This is a genomic window from Streptomyces sp. NPDC107575 (genome assembly GCF_055657265.1).
Genome location: NZ_JBVKBG010000004.1, coordinates 365,475 through 383,079 on the forward strand (window position 1 = coordinate 365,475; position 17,605 = coordinate 383,079).

Sequence of the window (17,605 nt, forward strand, 5' to 3'; positions counted from 1 at the left end):
AGACTCCCGTGCGTACAGATCGTCGAACACAACGAACTCGCGAGGGGCGCAGGTACGTGACGGGATCGGACGGGACCGTCATCGCGGCGGACTACTTCCAGTCGTACTCGGTCGTCGGACTGCTCGCCGTCGTCGGCGTGCTCTTCGTCGCCGTCGCCTTCGGCTCGGGCAGGTTGCTGCGCCCGGTGGTCCCCACCAGGGAAAAGTTCCTCACGTACGAATGCGGCGTCGACCCCGTCGGGGACGGCTGGGCCCACACCCAGGTCCGCTACTACGTGTACGCCTTCCTCTACGTGATCTTCGCGGTCGACTCGATCTTCCTCTTCCCCTGGGCCACGGTCTTCGCCGCGCCGGGATACGGCGCGACGACCCTCGTCGAGATGTTCGTCTTCCTCGGCTTCCTCACCGTGGGCCTGCTGTACGCATACAAGAAGGGCGTCCTTACGTGGACGTGAGCGCCGTGACTCCTGCTCCCGAGACCCCTGCCACCGGGACCTCCGCCCCCGTGGACCTGCCGGACCCGATCGGGCCGAAGAAGCTGGGCGTGCTCTCGCGGCTCGCCCCCGAGCCGATGAAGGTGGTCCTCAACTGGGGCCGCCGCTACAGCTTGTGGGTCTTCAACTTCGGCCTCGCCTGCTGCGCCATCGAGTTCATCGCCGCGTCCATGGCGCGCCACGACTTCATCCGGCTCGGCGTGATCCCGTTCGCGCCGGGCCCGCGCCAGGCCGACCTGATGGTCGTGTCCGGCACGGTGACCGACAAGATGGCGCCCGCCGTGAAGCGGCTCTACGAGCAGATGCCCGAGCCGAAGTACGTCATCTCGTTCGGCGCCTGCTCCAACTGCGGCGGCCCGTACTGGGATTCGTACTCGGTGACCAAGGGCGTCGACCAGATCATCCCCGTCGACGTCTACGTGCCCGGCTGCCCGCCCCGTCCGGAGGCACTGCTCCAGGGCATCCTCAAGCTCCAGGAGAAGATCGCCCGCGAGTCGCTCGGCGAGCGGTACGCGTCCGCCGACGCGGCGGCGGGCCGGCCCTCGGCGGCGGCGCTGAGCAGCGGCCTCGTCCAGCCGCCGGCGCCTTCCGGAAGCTCGTCCGTGAGTTCGTCCGGAGGTGAGCGATGAGCTGGCTCCCGGCACCCGTCGACGAGCTGTTCGGAGCGGACGCGACGGTCGAGGAGGCGTACGACCTGCTCACGGTCGACGTCCCCGCCGCGCAGTGGATCCAGGCCCTGGAGACGGCCCGTACGACCCTGGGGTGCAGCTATTTCGACTGGCTGAGCGCCGTCGACGAGCCGGCGGACGGCTTCCGGGTGTGCGCGCACGTCGCGGCCGTCGCCCCCGGTTCCGTACGCCGCCTGCTGCTGCGCACGACCGTTCCGCACGCGGCCCCCGTGCTCGCTTCGGCGGTCGAGGTGTACGCGGGCGCGGCCTGGCACGAGCGCGAGACGCACGAGATGTTCGGCGTCGACTTCACCGACCACCCTGGCCTCGACCCGCTCCTGTTGCCCGACGGCTTCGAAGGGCACCCGCTGCGCAAGGACTTCGTGCTCGCGGCCCGCGTCGCGAAGGCGTGGCCCGGCGCGAAGGAGCCGGGTGAGTCCGAGCACGGCGGCCCCAAGCGGCGCCAGATGCTGCCGCCCGGCGTCCCCGACCCGAACGAATGGGGGCCGCTGAAGGGGCAGTTGCCGCCCGCCCCGGCGCGGCCCGCCCGCGGCGCGCGAGCCGCGGGCGCCGGAGCCGGCGCCGGTGCGGCGGGTGCCGCGGGGGAGAGGCCCGCGCGGCGCACCAGGTCCGTGAGCCAGGGCTCGGCGAGCCAGGCGGCCACGCCTGCGACCGAAGCGGGTGAAGCCTCGCAGGCCCCGGAAGCGCAGGCCCCGGAGGCGACGCCGCGTCCGGTGCGGCGCTCCCGCAGCGCGTCCCAGGGCTCGGCCTCGCAACAACGCGCCACGCCCGCCGAGGCCCAAGAGCCGACCCCGGCTCCGGAGACGGCACCACGTTCGAGCGACGCGCCCTGGCACCACGCCAAGCCCGCGTTCGACGAGGAACCGAAGAAGCCGGAAGCCGCTCCGGAGGCCGCTCCCGGAGCCACCCCTGATTCCGCTCCGGACGAGAATCCGACAGACACCAACGGAGGCAACGCGTGACCGACGCCCTCGACGTCGCCCTGCGCCTCGTCGTCGTCTTCGTCGCCTTCCTGGTGCTGCCCCTGATCGTCGGCCAGACCGAACACAAGGTCATGGCCCACATGCAGGGCCGCCTCGGCCCCATGTACGCGGGCGGTTTCCACGGCTGGGCGCAACTGGTCGCCGACGGCGTCAAGTTCGCGCAGAAGGAGGACGTGGTCCCGGCCGACGCCGACCGTCGCGTCTTCCAACTCGCCCCCGCGATTGCCCTCCTTCCCTACCTCCTCGTCCTGGTGGCCATCCCGATCGGCCCTGGCGACGGCGCGGTCGGCACCGTCATCGACGCGGGCATCTTCTTCGTCCTCGCGGTGATGGGTGTCGGTGTCCTCGGCTCGCTGATGGCGGGCTGGGCGAGCGCCAACAAGTTCTCCCTCCTGGGCGGCCTGCGCACGGCCGCCCAACTCCTGGCGTACGAACTCCCGATGCTGCTCGCGGCGGCCTCCGTGGCCATGGCCGCGGGAACGGTCTCCCTTCCCGGCATCCTCGACGCCTTCGAGTGGTGGTGGCTGCCCTGGCAGATCGTGGGCGCGCTCGTCTTCTTCGTGGCGGGTCTCGCCGAACTTCAGCGCCCTCCCTTCGACATGCCGGTCGCCGACTCCGAGATCATCTTCGGCGCCTACACCGAGTACACGGGCCTGCGCTTCGCCCTGTTCCTGCTCGCCGAGTACGCGGGCATCGTGGTGCTCTGCGGCCTGACCACGGTGCTCTTCCTCGGTGGATGGCACGGACCGTGGGGCGCGGACGGTCTGGGCTGGGTGTGGACCCTGCTCAAGACGGCGGTCCTCGCGTTCATCGTGATCTGGCTCCGCGTCACGTACCCCCGACTGCGCGAGGACCAGCTGCAGAAGCTCGCCTGGACCACCCTCGTCCCCCTTGCCCTCGCGCAGATCGCGCTCACCGGAATCGTGAAGGTGGCGATCAACTGATGCCCGCGAACTTCCCCGGGTCCGGCCTGGCCAAGGGCCTCGCCGTCACCCTCCGCACCATGACGCGCAAGACCGTCACCGAGCAGTACCCCGAGGCCCAGCCCGAACTCCCGCCCCGCACCCGCGGCGTGATCGGCCTGTTCGAGGAGAACTGCACGGTCTGCATGCTGTGCGCCCGCGAGTGCCCCGACTGGTGCATCTACATCGACTCCCACAAGGAGACGGTGCCGCCCGCCGCACCCGGTGGCCGCGAGCGCAGCCGCAACGTCCTCGACCGTTTCGCCATCGACTTCTCCCTCTGCATGTACTGCGGTATCTGCATCGAGGTGTGCCCCTTCGACGCGCTGTTCTGGTCCCCGGAGTTCGAGTACGCCGAGACCGACATCCGCGAGCTCACCCACGAGCGCGACAAGCTCCGCGAGTGGATGTGGACCGTCCCGTCCCCGCCCGCCCTCGACCCCGCGGCCGAGGACCCCAAGGAACTCACGGCGGCCCGCAAGGCAGCGGACAAGCTCGCGGCCGCCCAGGAGCCCCCGGCCGAGGCGCCCCCGGCCGGTCCGAAGGCCACCCCCCGCGATCCCGGAGAGGAGCCCTCCGCATGACCCTCGCCGTACCGGCGTCCGTCGCCACGGCAGCGGCGGCCGACAGCCCCGGGTTCCTCTCCCCGTCGGGCGTCGAGATCGCCTTCGTGCTCGTGGGCCTGGTGACCTTCGCCGCCGCGATCGTCACCGTCACCACGAAGCAACTGGTGCACGCAGCCCTCTGGCTCGTCGTCGCCCTCGGCGGCCTCGCCGTCGAGTACCTCCTGCTCACCGCCGAGTTCATCGCCTGGGTGCAGGTCCTCATCTACGTCGGTTCCGTCGTGGTCCTCCTCCTGTTCGGCCTGATGCTGACCCGCGCGCCCATCGGCCGCTCCCCGGACGCGGACAGCCCCAACCGCTGGGCCGCCCTGACCGTGGCCGTCGCCTCCGCCGCCGCCCTGGTCTGGGTCGTCGTCGACGCGTTCCGCACGACCTGGATCGACCTCGACGAGGTGCAGGGCAGCACGGACGTCACCGGCTCGATCCTCTTCAAGCACTGGGTCCTGCCGTTCGAGGCGCTCTCGGTCCTGCTGCTGGCCGCCCTGGTCGGCGCGATCGTCCTGTCCCGCAAGAAGAACGCCGACGCCGCCCCGGCGGCCGACGCGCCCGGCGCGCCCGAAGGTGAGGCGACCCGCTGATGCACCTCGCCTACCCCGCAGTCCTCTCCTCCCTTCTCTTCTGCACGGGCCTGTACGGCGTACTGGCCCGCCGCAACGCGATCCTGGTCCTGATGTCGGTCGAGCTGATGCTCAACGCCGTCAACCTGAACCTCGTCGCCTTCGACGTCTGGCTGCGCGACACCCTCCACGCGGGCCAGGCCCTCACCCTGTTCACCATCGCCATCGCCGCCGCCGAGATCGGCATCGGCCTGGCGATCGTCCTGGCCGTCTACCGGGGTCGCGGCACGTCGGACATCGACAAGCTCCGCGACTCCGCCGAGCCCCACGACCCGGACGACGACCCGCACGACCCGTCCGAGACCCCGGCGGCCGCCACCGCCGGCACCACGGACGAGAAGGCCGAGGCCACCGCGTGACCACGACGACCCTCGCCGTCCTCGTCCCCCTCCTGCCGTTCCTCGGCGCCGTCGCGGGACTGCTCCTCGGCCGCACGGCCCCCGGCTTCGTCCGACCGCTGGCCGTCCTGCCGACGCTGGCCGCGCTGGCCCTCGCCGTCGTGGTCGCCCTCGACCAGGGCGGCGGCACGGGCAATGGCACAGCCGCCCTCGACGCGCACACCCAGCTCGCCCCGACCGGCTCCGTGCCGATCGAACTCGCCCTGCACATCGACGGCTTCGCCGCCCTCGTCGCCGTCCTCGTCGGCCTGGTCGCTACCTGCGTGCAGATCTACTCGACGGGCTATCTGCGCGACGACCCGCGCTACCCCTCGTACGCCGCGCTCGTCTCGCTCTTCACCTCCGCGATGCTCCTGGTCGTCTACTCGGGCGACCTGATGGTCCTGCTGGTCGGCTGGGAAGTCATGGGCATCTGCTCGTACTTCCTCGTCGGCCACTACTGGGAGACCCCCGAGGCGCGGGCCGCCTCCCTCAAGGCATTCCTGGTCACGAAGCTCGGCGACGTCCCCTTCCTCATCGGCCTGTTCGCGCTCGCCGTCGACACGGGCTCGTTCCGCATCACGACGATCCTGGGCAAGGTCACCAGCGACGCGGGCCTCGACCACCCGACGCTGATCGCCCTCCTGCTCCTCGCCGGTGTGGCGGGCAAGTCCGCGCAGTTCCCGCTGCACACCTGGCTGCCCGACGCGATGGCGGGCCCCACGCCCGTCTCCGCACTGATCCACGCCGCGACGATGGTCGCCGCCGGCGTCTACTTCGTCGCCCGCCTCCTCCCGGTCTTCGCCGCCTCCCAGGCAGCGCTGATCGTGCTCGCGGTCATGGCCGCCGTGACGATGCTCGGCTCGGCCCTCGCCGCGCTCGCCCAGGACGACATCAAGCGCGTCCTCGCGTACTCGACCGTCGGCCAACTCGGCTACATGACCGGCTCCCTCGCCGTCGGCAACCGCGACGCCGCCGTCTTCCACCTCCTGTCGCACGGCGCCTTCAAGGCGCTGCTGTTCCTCGCGGCGGGCGTGATCATCCACGCCGCCGGCACCAACTCGCTGGCCGCGATGTCCCGCATGAAGAACCTGCGCGACCGCGTGCCCGACGCCTTCTGGACGATGACCGTGGCGCTGCTCGCGCTCGCCGCGATCCCGCCCTTCAGCGGCTTCTTCTCCAAGGAGGCCGTCCTCGGCGCCGCCGAGCACACCGCCATCGGCGAGGACAGCGGCCCCCTGGCCGCCCCCGCCGCGTCCGGCTGGATCGTCCTCGTCGCGGGCCTGCTCACCGCCGTGCTCACCGCCGCCTATGCGACCCGCCTGTGGCTCCTCGCGTTCAACGGCCGGGGCGGCGAGGCCCCTGACCACGGCAGGCAGCCGGTCGCGATGAACGTCGTCCTGTGGGTCCTGGCGATCCCCTCCCTCGGCTTCGGACTGCTCGCGGGCGTGCTCCCCGACTGGTTCGACGGACGCTCCCTCACTCCGACACTGACCACCTCCGTCCTCGGCACCGGCTTCGCGCTCGTCGGCGGCCTGGTCACGTACGCGGCCTGGCGGCACACCACCGCGATGGCCGCCCGCCGCACCCCGATCGGCGCCGTCGCCGTCGACACCGGGTCCGGCGACGCGGGCCTGGTCGAGGCCGAGGCCATCGCGACGCACGCCCCCGCGTACGGCGATGTCGCGAGCGCCCCCGACCCGGCCGACCCCGGCCGTCTGCTGCTCGGCCCGCTGCACCGCCACGCGGCCGTCGGCTTCCACCTCGACGCCGTCTACGCGGCGCTCTTCGTCCGCCCGGTGCAGGCCGGCGCCACGCTGGTCCGCTTCCTCGACCGCGCCGTCGTCGACACCTACGTACGCGGAGCGGCCGAAGCCCCCAAGGCGTTGGGCTGGGCCGTGCGCAGGGCCCAGACCGGCAACGTGCAGACCTACCTCAGCGCACTGCTCGCAGGCACCGTCGTCCTGGTGGTCGCCGTCGTCCTCTTCGCCACCGCCGGAGCGTGAGCAGCCGTGATCGATATCAGCGAATCCGTGATGCAGCTTCTTCTCGCATTGATCGTCGTCGGCCCGCTCATCGGCGCCGTCACCGCTCTTCTCCCCGCCCCGCCCGGGCTGAAGGGGAAGTCGCCCGACCAGGCCGTGCTCCGCCACGGCGTGCTCGTGACCGGCGTGATCCTCATCGCCGCGATCGTCCTCGCGCTCGGCTTCGACCACGACCAGCCGTCGAGGATGCAGGCCACGACCGACATCAGCTGGATCCCCGCGCTCGACGTGCGTATCCACCTCGGCATCGACGGCATCTCCCTCCCCCTCCTGGTCCTGACCGCACTGCTCACGTTCCTGTGCGCGCTGTACTCCTACTTCCACATGCCGGCCGGGCCGTCCCCCAAGGCGTTCGTCGCCCTGATCCTCGTCCTGGAATCGGGCACGCTCGCGACGTTCGCCGTCCTCGACCTGCTCCTTTTCTTCCTCGCGTTCGAGATGGTCCTCATCCCGATGTACTTCCTCATCGCCCGCTGGGGCGGCGAGCAACGGGCGCAGGCGGCCTGGAAGTTCATCCTGTTCACGCTGCTCGGCTCGGTCGTGATGCTGCTGGGTCTCCTCCTTATCGGCGTTAAGTCGGGCACGTTCGACATGATGGCACTCGCCACTGACAACGGCCGGGGACTGACCGCATCCGTGCAGGTCATCGCCGTTCTGGCGATCGGGATCGGGCTCGCGGTGAAGACCCCGATGTGGCCGCTGCACAGCTGGCTGCCCGACGCCCACACCGCCGCCCCGACCGTCGGCTCGGTGCTCCTCGCCGGCGTCCTGCTGAAGATGGGTACGTACGGGTTCGTCCGGATCCTGCTCCCCATCGCGCCCGACGGGATGCGGACCTTCGCGCCCTATCTCGCCGCACTCGCCGTCATCGGCATCATCTACGGGTCCCTGGCCTGCCTGAACCTGGCCAAGCAGGGCGCGAAGGGCGACCTCAAGCGCCTCATCGCGTACTCCTCCGTCGGCCACATGGGCTTCGTGCTGCTCGGCATCGCGTCGATGAGCCCGACCGGCGTGAACGGCGCGCTGTTCGCCAACATCGCCCACGGCCTCATCACCGGCCTGCTCTTCTTCCTCGTCGGCGCGCTCAAGGACCGGGCCGGTACCAGCGACCTCGACGCCCTTGCCGACCAGGGCGGCATGGCCCTGTACGGCAAGGCGCCGCGCCTCGGCGGCCTCCTCGCCTTCGCGGCGGTCGCCTCGCTCGGCCTGCCGGGGCTCGCCGGATTCTGGGGTGAAATGCTCGCCCTGTTCGGCGCGTTCAAGCCCGCCGACGACCTCAGCCGCCCGGCGTTCCTCGTCTTCATGTCGATCGCGGCCTTCGGCACGCTGCTCACTGCCGCGTACATGCTGATCCTGGTCCGCCGCGTCTGCATGGGCCCCCGCCCCAAGGAGGCCCCGGCGGCTCCGGAGGCGCCCGTCCTCGTCGATGTGCGCGGCTACGAGTTCGCCACCTGGACCCCGCTCGTCGCCCTCACCGTGCTCGCGGGCCTGTGGCCCGCCGCCCTGCTCGGCCTCACGAACCCGGCCGTGCAGAAGCTCCTCGCAGGAGGCCTCCAGTGATCGCCGTCGCCGCGCCCTCCGTGGCGTCCCTCGTCCAGTCCGTCGACTGGGTCGCCATCGCGCCGCCCACGATCGCGGCGGTCGTGGCCCTCGTCGTGCTGGTCGCCGACCTGTTCCTGGCGGAGCGCCGCAAGCCGCTCCTGGGCTGGATCTCCGTCGCGGGGCTGGCCGCCGCGGCGCTCGCGCTGCTGCCGCTGATCGGGGACGAGCGCTCCACGTTCTGCCTCAAGGGTGTGCCGTACGACGCCTGCAGCTACACGGCGGACCGCTTCACGCTCGTCGTCCAGTTCCTGGTCCTGGCCGGTGCCCTGCTCACCGCGCTGCTCTCGATCGGCTCCCTGAAGGACGCCAAGAACGCGGGCAGGCCCTTCCCCGAAGGGGAGTTCTGGTTCCTCCTGCTGTCCTCGGCGGCGGGCGCGGCCCTGCTGCCCGCGTCCCGCGACCTGGCCACGCTCGTCGTCGCCCTGGAAGTCGCCTCGCTGCCCGCCTTCGCCCTCGTGGGCCTCAAGCAGGGCGACAGGCGCTCCTCCGACGCGGCCCTGAAGTTCTTCCTCTCCTCGGTCACCGCGACCGCCGTCACCCTGCTCGGCGTGAGCTTCGTCTACGCCGCCACGGGCAGCCTGCACCTCACCAGGGTCGCCACCGAGCTCACCCACGTGGACGGACAGCTCCACACCCTGGCCCAGACCGGCGTCGCGCTCACCCTGGTGGGCTTCGCCTTCAAGACGGCCGCCGTGCCGTTCCACTTCTGGGTACCCGACACCTACGTAGGCGCGCCGTTGCCGATCGCCGCCTACTTGTCGGTCATCGGCAAGGCGGTCGGCTTCTCCGGCCTCATCCTCGTCACGGTCGTCGCGTTCCCCTCGTACGCCGACGTGTGGGGTCCGGCCCTCGCCGTGCTCGCCGCGCTGACCATGACCCTCGGGAACGCGGCGGCCCTGCGCCAACAGGCCACGCGCGCGTACAGCGCCGTCCGCCTGCTCGCCTGGTCCTCCGTCGGCCAGGCCGGCTACCTCCTGGTGCCGATCGCCGCGGCCGCCTACTCCGACGACCCCCAGAAGTCGATCGGCTCCACGCTCGCGTACGCCCTCATGTACGCCGCGGTGAACCTCGGCGCCTTCGCCGTGGCCGCCCTGGTCGCCCGTACGAAGCCGCTGAACCGCATCAGCGACTACCGGGGGCTGTACGCCTCGCACCCGCTCGCCGCGCTCGCCCTGGGCTTCTTCCTGCTGTGCCTCGCGGGGCTGCCGCCCGGCATCATCGGCCTGTTCGCGAAGGTCACGGTCTTCTCGGCGGCCGTCGACGCGGGGCTCGGCTGGCTGGCCGTCGTCATGGCCGTGAACGTCGTGATCGCGCTCTTCTACTACCTCCAGTGGACCGCGACCCTCTTCCGCGCCCCTGAAGGCGAACCGGCCGCCCACCGCGCCTCCAGGCCCCTCACGGCGGCGATCGTCCTCACCGCGGTCATCGCGGTGGCGCTCTCCGGCGCACCCCAGATGGCCCTGCGTTTTGCCTCGACGGGCCTCTTCTAGGCACCCTCGTACGGCACCACACGTACGGGCCGCCCCACAGGCCCCACGTCAACGATCACAGCCCCACATCAAGGAGACAGGCGTCGTGCTGAGCGGGTTCAAGGACTTCATCCTTCGCGGAAACATCATCACGATGGCCATCGGCCTCGCGGTCGGAACCGCGTTCACGGCTGTGGTCACCGCACTCAGCACGGCGTTCATCGCGCCGCTCATCGGTATCGCCACGCGGTCGACCGGTGACTTCAGCGAGGCACACTTCACGGTCGAGGGCACCGACTTCCCGTACGGCAAGTTCGTCAGCGCGATCATCGCCTTCCTGATCACCGCCGCGGTGCTCTACTTCTGCATCGTCGTCCCGATGATGAAGCTCCAGGCGCGCCTGGACCGCGGCAAGCCCGTCGACATCAAGGCGGCCCTGCGCGACTGCCCGCGCTGCTACACCCAGATCCCCGGCGTCGCCACGCGCTGCGCGCACTGCACGAGCGAGATCGAGCCGGACCCGGAGGCCCTGGAACTGGCGGGTCTGCCGCAGCAGCGCTGACCCGGTCGGCCTACACACCCGCACGGGTCCGCCCCGGGCGGCCAAGGGAACTCGTCCTCCTCGTCTGGCGTTGACCAGTCAGGGAGGGTCCACTGGACGTGGAAACACGCACAGGCTCCAGACCCAGTGGAAGCAGCAGTCAAGCAAGCAGTGGGTTCCCCTGCCGCACCATCAGGAGGACGTACCGTGCACCGCCGGCACAACGGGTTGAAGACCGCCGTACTCCTCGGAGGCCTGTCCGCCCTCATCCTCGTCATCGGCAGCTTCTTCGGCCGTACGGGGCTCATCGTCGGACTCGTCATCGCCCTGGGGACGAACGCGTACGCGTACTGGAACAGCGACAAGCTGGCCCTGCGCGCGATGCGCGCCCGCCCGGTGAGCGAGTTCGAGGCACCGGCGCTGTACCGGATGGTGCGCGAGCTCTCCACGCAGGCGCGTCAGCCGATGCCGCGCCTGTACATCTCGCCCACGGAGGCGCCGAACGCGTTCGCGACGGGCCGCAACCCGCGCAACGCCGCGGTGTGCTGCACCGAGGGAATCCTGCGCATCCTGGACGAGCGAGAGCTGCGCGGCGTCATCGGGCACGAGCTCAGCCATGTCTACAACCGCGACATCCTGATCTCCTCGGTCGCCGGCGCCCTCGCCTCCGTGATCATGTTCCTGGTCAACTTCGCGTGGCTGATCCCGGTCGGCCGCTCGAACGACGACGACGGACCCGGCATCTTCGGCATGCTCCTGATCATGATCCTTGGACCGCTCGCGGCGTCCCTGATCCAGCTCGCCATCAGCCGGTCCCGCGAGTACGAGGCCGATGCCTCGGGCGCCCAGCTGACCGGCGACCCGCTGGCCCTTGCGAGCGCCCTGCGCAAGCTCGAGGCGGGCACGAAGCAGCTGCCCCTGCCGCCCGAGCCGCGCATCGAGACGGCGAGCCACATGATGATCGCCAATCCCTTCCGACCCGGCCAGGGAATGTCGAAGATGTTCTCCACGCACCCGCCGATGGCGGAGCGCATTTCCCGGCTCGAGCAGATGGCAGGTCGCCAACAGTGAAGACAATCCTCAACGTCATCTGGCTGATCCTGAGCGGTTTCTGGCTGTTCCTCGGCTACGTTCTGGCCGGTCTTCTGTTGTGCATCACCATCATCGGCATCCCGTTCGGCATCGCCTCCTTCAGGATCGGCCTGTACGCCCTGTGGCCCTTCGGGCAGACGACGGTCGAGCGCAGGGACGCGGGCGCGCCCTCCTGCGTCGGCAACGTCCTGTGGCTGATCCTCGCGGGCTGGTGGCTCGCCCTGGCGCACATCGTCACGGGCCTCGCCCTGTGCGTGACGATCATCGGGATCCCGTTCGGCATCGCGAACTTCAAGATGATCCCGATCTCGCTGCTGCCGCTCGGCCGCGAGATCGTGCCCACGGACCAGCCGTTCGCGGCGCGCTAGGGCCCCGCTAGGGCTTTACTCAAACCCCGCACCACGCGCGCGTAGCCGGACCACGTAGGCGAGCGCCCCCAGGGCGACGACACCCGCCCCCGCCGCGACGGACGACAGGGGCAGCGAGCACGCCAGCGCCAGGCACCCCGCGACCCCGAGCGCAGGCAGCACCCGCGCGCGTACCGCGGAACTCAGCGTCCACGCCGAGGCGTTGGCGATCGCGTAGTACACCAGAACGCCGAACGACGAGAACCCGATCGCCCCGCGTACGTCGCCGAGGGCCGCCACGACGGCCACCACGGCCCCCACCGTGAGCTCGGCCCGCCGCGGCACCTGGAAGCGCGGGTGCACGGCCGCCAGGGCGCCCGGCAGATGCCGGTCCCGCGCCATCGCGAGCGTCGTCCGGGACACCCCCAGGATCAGTGCCAGCAGCGAACCGAGCGCCGCCACCGCCGCCCCCGCCCGCACCACCGGCACGAGGGCGTCGCCGCCCGCCGCCCGTACGGCGTCCGCCAGCGGGGCCGAAGCCCGCGCGAGCCCGTCCGTGCCGAGCACGGCGACGGCCGCGGCGCCCACGGCCGCGTACACGACCAGGGTGATCCCGAGCGCGACCGGGATCGCCCGCGGGATGGTCCGCGCCGGGTCCCGCACCTCTTCGCCGAGCGTCGCCACGCGCGCGTACCCCGCGAACGCGAAGAACAGCAGCCCGGCGCCGCTGAGCACGCCGCTCACGCCCTCCGAGAGCCCGGGAGTGAGCCGGGCCCCCTCGGCGCTCCCCGAGCCCGCACAGGCCACCACGACGGCCGCCAGGACGGCGAGCACGACCGCGACGACGATCCGCGTCAGCCAGGCCGACTTCTCCACGCCGAAGCAGTTCACGGCCGTCAGCGCCACCACGGCCGTGACCGCCACCGCGTGCGCCTGCCCCGGCCACACGTACGTCCCCACGGTCAGCGCCATCGCCGCGCACGAGGCGGACTTGCCGACGACGAACGCCCAGCCCGCCAGATACCCCCAGAAGGGCCCGAGCCGCTCCCGGCCGTACACGTACGTGCCTCCGGACACCGGATACACGGCCGCGAGCCGTGCCGAAGACATCGCGTTGCAGTAGGCCACCACGGCCGCCATCGCGAGCGCGTACAGCACCCCCGTGCCGGCCGCCCGCGCGGCGGGACCGAGCGCCGCGAAGACGCCCGCCCCGATCATCGACCCGAGCCCGACGACCACGGCGTCCCGCACACCCAGTGCCCGGCGAAGGGGAGTCCCCGACTGTGTCATGCGCCGCACCCTAAAGGGCGCGTGCAACCGCACCAGGCCTACCCGTCGTCCTTCTGGGCAGCAGGGGGCCACGACGGTGACGCACAGGGCGCCCGGCGAGAACGAGCAACGAGGCGCCACAGCAAGGCAGTCGGCGCCACAGCACTACAGAAGGGCAGAACGCGGCATGGGCATCATCGGCTGGATCATCCTTGGACTGCTGGCCGGTGCCATCGCCAAGTTCCTGTTGCCCGGCCGGGATCCGGGCGGCCTGATCGGCACCACCCTCATCGGTGTCGCGGGTTCCTTCATCGGCGGCTGGATATCGTCCCGTTGGCTGGATCGCCCCATATCCACGGACTTCTACGACGGGGCCACCTGGGTCGCCGCGATCGGCGGCGCCCTCGTCCTGCTGATCGCCTACCGCATCTTCTTCGGCGACTCGCGCAGTCGCCGCTGAGCTGCAGCCGGCAGCAGGAAGGGGCGGCACCCGCCGGGTGCCGCCCCTTTCGCTTGCGCGCTCCGGTCCTACCGGTAGTTCACGAACTGCAGCGCGAAGTCGAAGTCCTTGCCCTTGAGCAGCTGCTGGACGCTCTGCAGGTCGTCACGGCTCTTCGAGCTGACGCGCAGCTCGTCGCCCTGCACCTGCGCCTTGACGCCCTTGGGGCCCTCGTCGCGGATCGTCTTCGCGACCTTCTTGGCGTTCTCCTGGGAGATGCCCTCCTCGATGGAGGCGAAGATCTTGTACTCCTTGCCGGAGAGCTGCGGCTCGCCCGCGTCCAGCGACTTCAGCGAGATCCCGCGCTTGACCAGCTTGGTCTGGAAGATGTCGAGGATGGCCTTGACCCGCTCCTCGCCGTTGGCCTCCATCAGGATCTTCTCGCCGGACCAGGAGATGGATGCGCCCACGTTCTTGAAGTCGTAGCGCTGCGAGATCTCCTTGGCGGCCTGGTTGAGGGCGTTGTCGACCTCCTGCCGCTCGACCTTCGAGACGATGTCGAAACTGGAGTCGGCCATGTCCTGTGGCTCCTTGTATCGGGGGTGGATCGGGTACTGCTCGGCTTCCGACCGGGTTGCGCACTGGGGAAGCCGCGCCGAGAGCAGCCTAGCCACCGTGCCGTGCCCGGCCGCCGATCAATCGGGTGGCGAAGCACCCCCGTGCATCAGGTATTGTTTACGTCGTTGCCAGCGAGCACCGCCGCAAAGCGGGGCCCGAGGCAGCGAACCCAAGGCGGTGTGCCCGAGCGGCCAAAGGGAGCAGACTGTAAATCTGCCGGCTCAGCCTTCCCAGGTTCGAATCCTGGCGCCGCCACTTGGAAGCAAAAAGGCCCCTGGCCTGCTGAAACAGCAGGCCAGGGGCCTTTTTGGTGTGTGCTCTGAGCGGGGTTGGACTGTCTCACTCTTTCTCGGGTTCGAACGCTCCGTCTCAGAGTGTGTGGACGGGGTGTGGACGGGATCTCAGTCGACTCTCGACGCCTCCCGGCGATGGTGCCGCTTCTATCTGGCTGCGTTCGAGTTAGGTGCCACGCGGCACTCAGAGCCCTTGGGTGATGGAAGTCATAGCGGGCATCGTCGGCACGGCCTCCAGGAGCCGGTGGAAGCCTGAGCGAGCGCCTCGTCTCGGGCGCACTTGCTTCACGGCAAGATCGCCATGCACATCGGCTCCTCGGCGAGACGAATCCACTGTCACCATGGCGTCATGGACCAGGGGGTAGCAGCTGTCGTCTCCTCAGCTGTGACGGGTGTGATCGCCATTGCGGGTGTCGGAGGAACACTCCTTGCCGCGCGGCTGAGCGCCCGCGCTCAGCGACAGCAGGTCTTCGATCAGGGAGACCTAGAACATGTCCGCTGGCTGCGCGAACGCAAGGCAGCTGCCTGCGTGGACGCGCTGGAGGCCACCCGTCGGGTCAAACAGCTTGTTGGCCAGTGGATAGCGGAGACGTACAAGAGCCCAGTCCCTGATCTGAGCTCTGAGTTGTCGCCCGAAGAGAAGAAGAAAGCCATCAGCGCCCACGTTTGGTCTATCGCTGCTCGTGTCGGAGCTGTCCAGGCTGGCGATGATTGGAAAGTAGCTCGCGCTCAACTTGCCCTGATCGAACTACCACTCACGCGTGCACTGGAGGCTGAGGGCCAAGCGCATGATGAACTCGCCCGGAAGATCGTTTCTCATCTCGAGTACCACGTTGCCGAGCGTGCCGGCATGGAGCTAGACGAGGAAGAGGACGTCGACTGGCAGAGCTACCACGACGCTCACAAGCGAGCCCTGACCGCGTTCGAGGACGCGGCCAGGGCCAGCATCACGTCGCAGCCTTCGCCCTTTCCTACTCGTCGGAGATAGGCACTACCTGCGGTTGAGTCGTGCGGAGATCTTGGCATTCGCGGCCTCGTCTCCGTCGCTGAGGAACTTCGCGTACACCTGGACACAGCACTGCGACGCTGTGTCCGGCCCGCTTGGCCACTAGCTGAGGCTCCACGCCAGAGCTCAGCCAGGTGGAGACTGCCGCATGGCGAAGGTCATACGGGCGTTTGGCGAGAGTGGACTTCTGTTGCGCGGCCGTGAGAGCCCGCCTACGGGCCTCTGCCCAGACCTCCCCGTACCCGGTGTCCTGGATCAGGCCGCCGCGGCTCGTACGGAACAGGCGACCATCGGGCGCGGTGCCGTATGCCGTGATGTGCCAGCGCAGTAGCGCGACCAACTCTGGTGGGATGGGGACGGCCCGCATCGCCTTTCGCGGGCGGTGCTTCAGGCCCCGCTTTTCGTGAGCCTCGCCACTGTCCGTCCACGCCGACCCTGAGCGCGGGCGTGTTTCCCGCAACCGCAGGGTTCCCCAGCCTCGGCGCGGAAGTTCGCAGTCCTGCTCACGTAGGCCGATGACTTCGGCCGGCCGCGTCGCCCCGTAGTAGATGCACCCGAAGAACGCCACGAGTCGGCGTCCCCGAGGACTCTGTTCGCGCACAGCCGTCAGGAGTGCCGCACCCTGCTCGGGGTCCGGCACGCATTCCGGGTCCACCTCCTCTTCGACCTGCTCCGGCAATTTCCACCGGACTTGGGGGAGCGGGTTGTCGTTCAGAAGCCCGGCGTCGACCGCATAGACGAGCGCGTTGTGGAAGATTGCGCGCTTGCGGCGGATGGAGGAAGCCGCGGCAGTCGTGCCGTCCAACTTCTTTGTGAGAGCGTCAAGCGCTTCGCGTACCCGCATCCGGTCAGCGAGGGCCGAAGTGGGGAGCGAGGACGCTGCGAAGACGATCAGGAGCCAGGCGACGAGTAACGCAACCCGCTGGTGTAGGGGATGCAGCGCGCGCAGCTCAACGTATTGGCTCTCGACCTCACGTATAGGCGGCTGCCACCGCTTGCTCGTCCCCGGTACTGAGATGTTTCCTCGGCGCCGAATGAAACAGCGGATGGCGCTGCGATCGCTGGTTGCCCCGCGCTGGACGGTGACCACGACCTTGGTGCCGTACTACTTCTCGCGCACGGGGTCATCCGTCTTGCCCATGGTGCGTCCGGGTGCGAGTGGCGCCTCGGCTCCGCTGCTTCACGAGGTCAGGTTTCCGGAACGACGTAGGCGTCCGCTGGCACAGGCGGTCTCGTTCGAACCGCACGCGCGTACTCCTCGTCGACCAGAGCAGCGAACCTGGCTCCAGCCTGCCCCTCTGCCTCACCGAGCGCTATCCATTGGGTGCGGCTGTACTGCCAGTGCTGGCGGGCGATCTCACCCCTGAAGTGGAATTCGATGAGGACCCGCATAGCGGCGTCGTTGGATCGGCCCAAGACGTAGTCAGTGCGAAACGTGGACAGGTGCAGGTTCGTGAACATCAGTTGCTTCCAGCGTGTTTCCGATACGCCCCTGTAAACCGGCTCCATGCACGGTATGAGTTCCGGCTGATTGATGACCGCGAACGTGGTTTCGCGATGTGTCGTCCTCTGGGCCTCAGCGAGTGCTACCTGCGATTGGAGGTTCTGCTGACGGATGGATACGACGATCCCAATGAGCGCTACGCCTGAAAAGAGCACCCCCAGACCGCCGTAGGTCTGGCTGATATCGCTGAGCTTGCCCCAGTCCATGCCGCTGGGCGCGGCCCACCGCAAGAGGAACGGGGTCGCGGCGACCAGAACGGTCACGATGACAGCCAGGGCATACCATGCGATTCGCGCGGGTGGCATCAGCAGTTTCACAGTCCCAGCCCCTCCTCGGCATGCACATCGACAAGCGATCACATCCTGGCTGGATCACATGGGGGCAACAAGACCGCACGGAGCCAGAGGTGTTCCCCCGCGAGGACATTCAGGCCCTACCGGTCTCGCGCTTCGGACCGACTCTCCTGCCACATTCCCCGCAGCACGAGCACGCAGATGGTCAACGCGACGGCTACGAGGGTGAGTACGGAGGCCAGCATGGCGAAGCCGAAGAGCAGGGCCATGCAGATGACGGCCAGGATCGCGAGGGCGACGATGCAGAGGCAGCCGCCGGCGATGTAGGCGCCCCAGGGCCGG

General features: G+C 69.6%; 18 protein-coding genes and 1 tRNA gene. 16 read left to right on the plus strand and 3 right to left on the minus strand.

Features of this window, described 5'->3' with window-relative positions; translation table 11 throughout:
• Positions 1-56 precede the first annotated feature (56 nt).
• From ACZ7L4_RS21235 to ACZ7L4_RS21295, 13 genes are all read left to right on the plus strand, one after another.
• The gene (locus tag ACZ7L4_RS21235; RefSeq protein ID WP_450817721.1) at positions 57-455 is read left to right on the plus strand and encodes an NADH-quinone oxidoreductase subunit A; all 399 of its coding nucleotides are present in this window, start codon (positions 57-59) and stop codon (positions 453-455) included.
• Positions 446-1,123 carry an NADH-quinone oxidoreductase subunit B gene (locus ACZ7L4_RS21240; protein ID WP_472104608.1) on the plus strand — a complete coding sequence of 226 codons (678 nt, stop codon included), beginning with the start codon at positions 446-448 and terminating at the stop codon, positions 1,121-1,123. The genes ACZ7L4_RS21235 and ACZ7L4_RS21240 overlap by 10 nt, the downstream gene beginning before the upstream one ends.
• Complete coding sequence (locus tag ACZ7L4_RS21245; RefSeq protein WP_472104610.1) at positions 1,120-2,145, plus strand: NADH-quinone oxidoreductase subunit C; 1,026 nt, start codon at positions 1,120-1,122, stop codon at positions 2,143-2,145. Before ACZ7L4_RS21240 ends, ACZ7L4_RS21245 begins: the two co-directional genes overlap by 4 nt.
• On the plus strand, positions 2,142-3,110 hold the full coding sequence (locus tag ACZ7L4_RS21250) for a complex I subunit 1/NuoH family protein (protein ID WP_472104612.1): 969 nt from the start codon (positions 2,142-2,144) through the stop codon (positions 3,108-3,110). The genes ACZ7L4_RS21245 and ACZ7L4_RS21250 overlap by 4 nt, the downstream gene beginning before the upstream one ends.
• Positions 3,110-3,712, plus strand: coding sequence for a NuoI/complex I 23 kDa subunit family protein (locus tag ACZ7L4_RS21255; protein ID WP_472104614.1), 603 nt, complete (start codon positions 3,110-3,112; stop codon positions 3,710-3,712). Before ACZ7L4_RS21250 ends, ACZ7L4_RS21255 begins: the two co-directional genes overlap by 1 nt.
• Complete coding sequence (locus ACZ7L4_RS21260; RefSeq protein ID WP_472104616.1) at positions 3,709-4,329, plus strand: NADH-quinone oxidoreductase subunit J family protein; 621 nt, start codon at positions 3,709-3,711, stop codon at positions 4,327-4,329. Before ACZ7L4_RS21255 ends, ACZ7L4_RS21260 begins: the two co-directional genes overlap by 4 nt.
• Entirely contained in the window at positions 4,329-4,727 is a 399-nt protein-coding gene (gene nuoK, locus ACZ7L4_RS21265) for an NADH-quinone oxidoreductase subunit NuoK (RefSeq protein WP_472104618.1), read from the plus strand. The genes ACZ7L4_RS21260 and nuoK overlap by 1 nt, the downstream gene beginning before the upstream one ends.
• A complete protein-coding gene (locus ACZ7L4_RS21270) occupies positions 4,724-6,751 on the plus strand; it encodes an NADH-quinone oxidoreductase subunit 5 family protein (RefSeq protein WP_472104620.1) in 2,028 nt (675 codons plus the stop codon). Before nuoK ends, ACZ7L4_RS21270 begins: the two co-directional genes overlap by 4 nt.
• A gap of 6 nt (positions 6,752-6,757) precedes the next feature.
• Positions 6,758-8,350 carry a complex I subunit 4 family protein gene (locus ACZ7L4_RS21275; RefSeq protein WP_472104622.1) on the plus strand — a complete coding sequence of 531 codons (1,593 nt, stop codon included), beginning with the start codon at positions 6,758-6,760 and terminating at the stop codon, positions 8,348-8,350.
• Positions 8,347-9,882: an NADH-quinone oxidoreductase subunit N gene (locus ACZ7L4_RS21280; RefSeq protein ID WP_472104624.1), complete on the plus strand. Its 1,536-nt coding sequence runs from the start codon at positions 8,347-8,349 to the stop codon at positions 9,880-9,882. The genes ACZ7L4_RS21275 and ACZ7L4_RS21280 overlap by 4 nt, the downstream gene beginning before the upstream one ends.
• Before the next feature lie 85 nt (positions 9,883-9,967).
• Positions 9,968-10,423: a large conductance mechanosensitive channel protein MscL gene (locus ACZ7L4_RS21285; RefSeq protein ID WP_450817711.1), complete on the plus strand. Its 456-nt coding sequence runs from the start codon at positions 9,968-9,970 to the stop codon at positions 10,421-10,423.
• Positions 10,424-10,609: 186 nt separating this feature from the next.
• Positions 10,610-11,473 carry a zinc metalloprotease HtpX gene (gene htpX / locus ACZ7L4_RS21290; protein ID WP_326020914.1) on the plus strand — a complete coding sequence of 288 codons (864 nt, stop codon included), beginning with the start codon at positions 10,610-10,612 and terminating at the stop codon, positions 11,471-11,473.
• Positions 11,470-11,862 (plus strand): YccF domain-containing protein, encoded by a 393-nt coding sequence (locus tag ACZ7L4_RS21295; RefSeq protein WP_450817709.1) that lies wholly within the window; start codon positions 11,470-11,472, stop codon positions 11,860-11,862. Before htpX ends, ACZ7L4_RS21295 begins: the two co-directional genes overlap by 4 nt.
• A 15-nt stretch (positions 11,863-11,877) precedes the next feature.
• On the opposite strand, the gene ACZ7L4_RS21300 is transcribed toward ACZ7L4_RS21295, so the two are convergent.
• A complete protein-coding gene (locus tag ACZ7L4_RS21300; RefSeq protein WP_472104626.1) occupies positions 11,878-13,131 on the minus strand; it encodes an APC family permease in 1,254 nt (417 codons plus the stop codon).
• A gap of 166 nt (positions 13,132-13,297) precedes the next feature.
• Here ACZ7L4_RS21300 and ACZ7L4_RS21305 point away from each other — a divergent pair, with 166 nt between their 5' ends.
• The gene (locus ACZ7L4_RS21305; RefSeq protein ID WP_385755817.1) at positions 13,298-13,570 is read left to right on the plus strand and encodes a GlsB/YeaQ/YmgE family stress response membrane protein; all 273 of its coding nucleotides are present in this window, start codon (positions 13,298-13,300) and stop codon (positions 13,568-13,570) included.
• Between the two features lie 68 nt (positions 13,571-13,638).
• On the opposite strand, the gene ACZ7L4_RS21310 is transcribed toward ACZ7L4_RS21305, so the two are convergent.
• Positions 13,639-14,127 carry a YajQ family cyclic di-GMP-binding protein gene (locus ACZ7L4_RS21310; protein WP_385755819.1) on the minus strand — a complete coding sequence of 163 codons (489 nt, stop codon included), beginning with the start codon at positions 14,125-14,127 and terminating at the stop codon, positions 13,639-13,641.
• A 213-nt stretch (positions 14,128-14,340) separates the two neighbouring features.
• On the opposite strand from ACZ7L4_RS21310, the gene ACZ7L4_RS21315 reads away from it, so the two are divergent.
• Positions 14,341-14,422, plus strand: a tRNA-Tyr gene (locus ACZ7L4_RS21315).
• Positions 14,423-14,809: 387 nt separating this feature from the next.
• Positions 14,810-15,448, plus strand: a complete 639-nt coding sequence (locus ACZ7L4_RS21320) for a hypothetical protein (RefSeq protein WP_472104628.1) — start codon at positions 14,810-14,812, stop codon at positions 15,446-15,448.
• Between the two features lie 1,206 nt (positions 15,449-16,654).
• Here the strand turns inward: ACZ7L4_RS21320 and ACZ7L4_RS21325 are convergent.
• Positions 16,655-17,287, minus strand: coding sequence for a DUF6082 family protein (locus tag ACZ7L4_RS21325; protein WP_472104630.1), 633 nt, complete (start codon positions 17,285-17,287; stop codon positions 16,655-16,657).
• Between the last annotated feature and the right edge of the window lie 318 nt (positions 17,288-17,605).

Coding starts and splice junctions, on each gene's coding strand:
- ACZ7L4_RS21260 (WP_472104616.1), top strand. CDS start 3,709: ATGACCCTCGCCGTACCGGCGTCCGTCGCCACGGCAGCGGCGGCCGAC.
- ACZ7L4_RS21255 (WP_472104614.1), top strand. CDS start 3,110: ATGCCCGCGAACTTCCCCGGGTCCGGCCTGGCCAAGGGCCTCGCCGTC.
- nuoK (WP_472104618.1), top strand. CDS start 4,329: ATGCACCTCGCCTACCCCGCAGTCCTCTCCTCCCTTCTCTTCTGCACG.
- ACZ7L4_RS21310 (WP_385755819.1), bottom strand. CDS start 14,127: ATGGCCGACTCCAGTTTCGACATCGTCTCGAAGGTCGAGCGGCAGGAG.
- ACZ7L4_RS21300 (WP_472104626.1), bottom strand. CDS start 13,131: ATGACACAGTCGGGGACTCCCCTTCGCCGGGCACTGGGTGTGCGGGAC.
- ACZ7L4_RS21320 (WP_472104628.1), top strand. CDS start 14,810: ATGGACCAGGGGGTAGCAGCTGTCGTCTCCTCAGCTGTGACGGGTGTG.
- ACZ7L4_RS21245 (WP_472104610.1), top strand. CDS start 1,120: ATGAGCTGGCTCCCGGCACCCGTCGACGAGCTGTTCGGAGCGGACGCG.
- ACZ7L4_RS21305 (WP_385755817.1), top strand. CDS start 13,298: ATGGGCATCATCGGCTGGATCATCCTTGGACTGCTGGCCGGTGCCATC.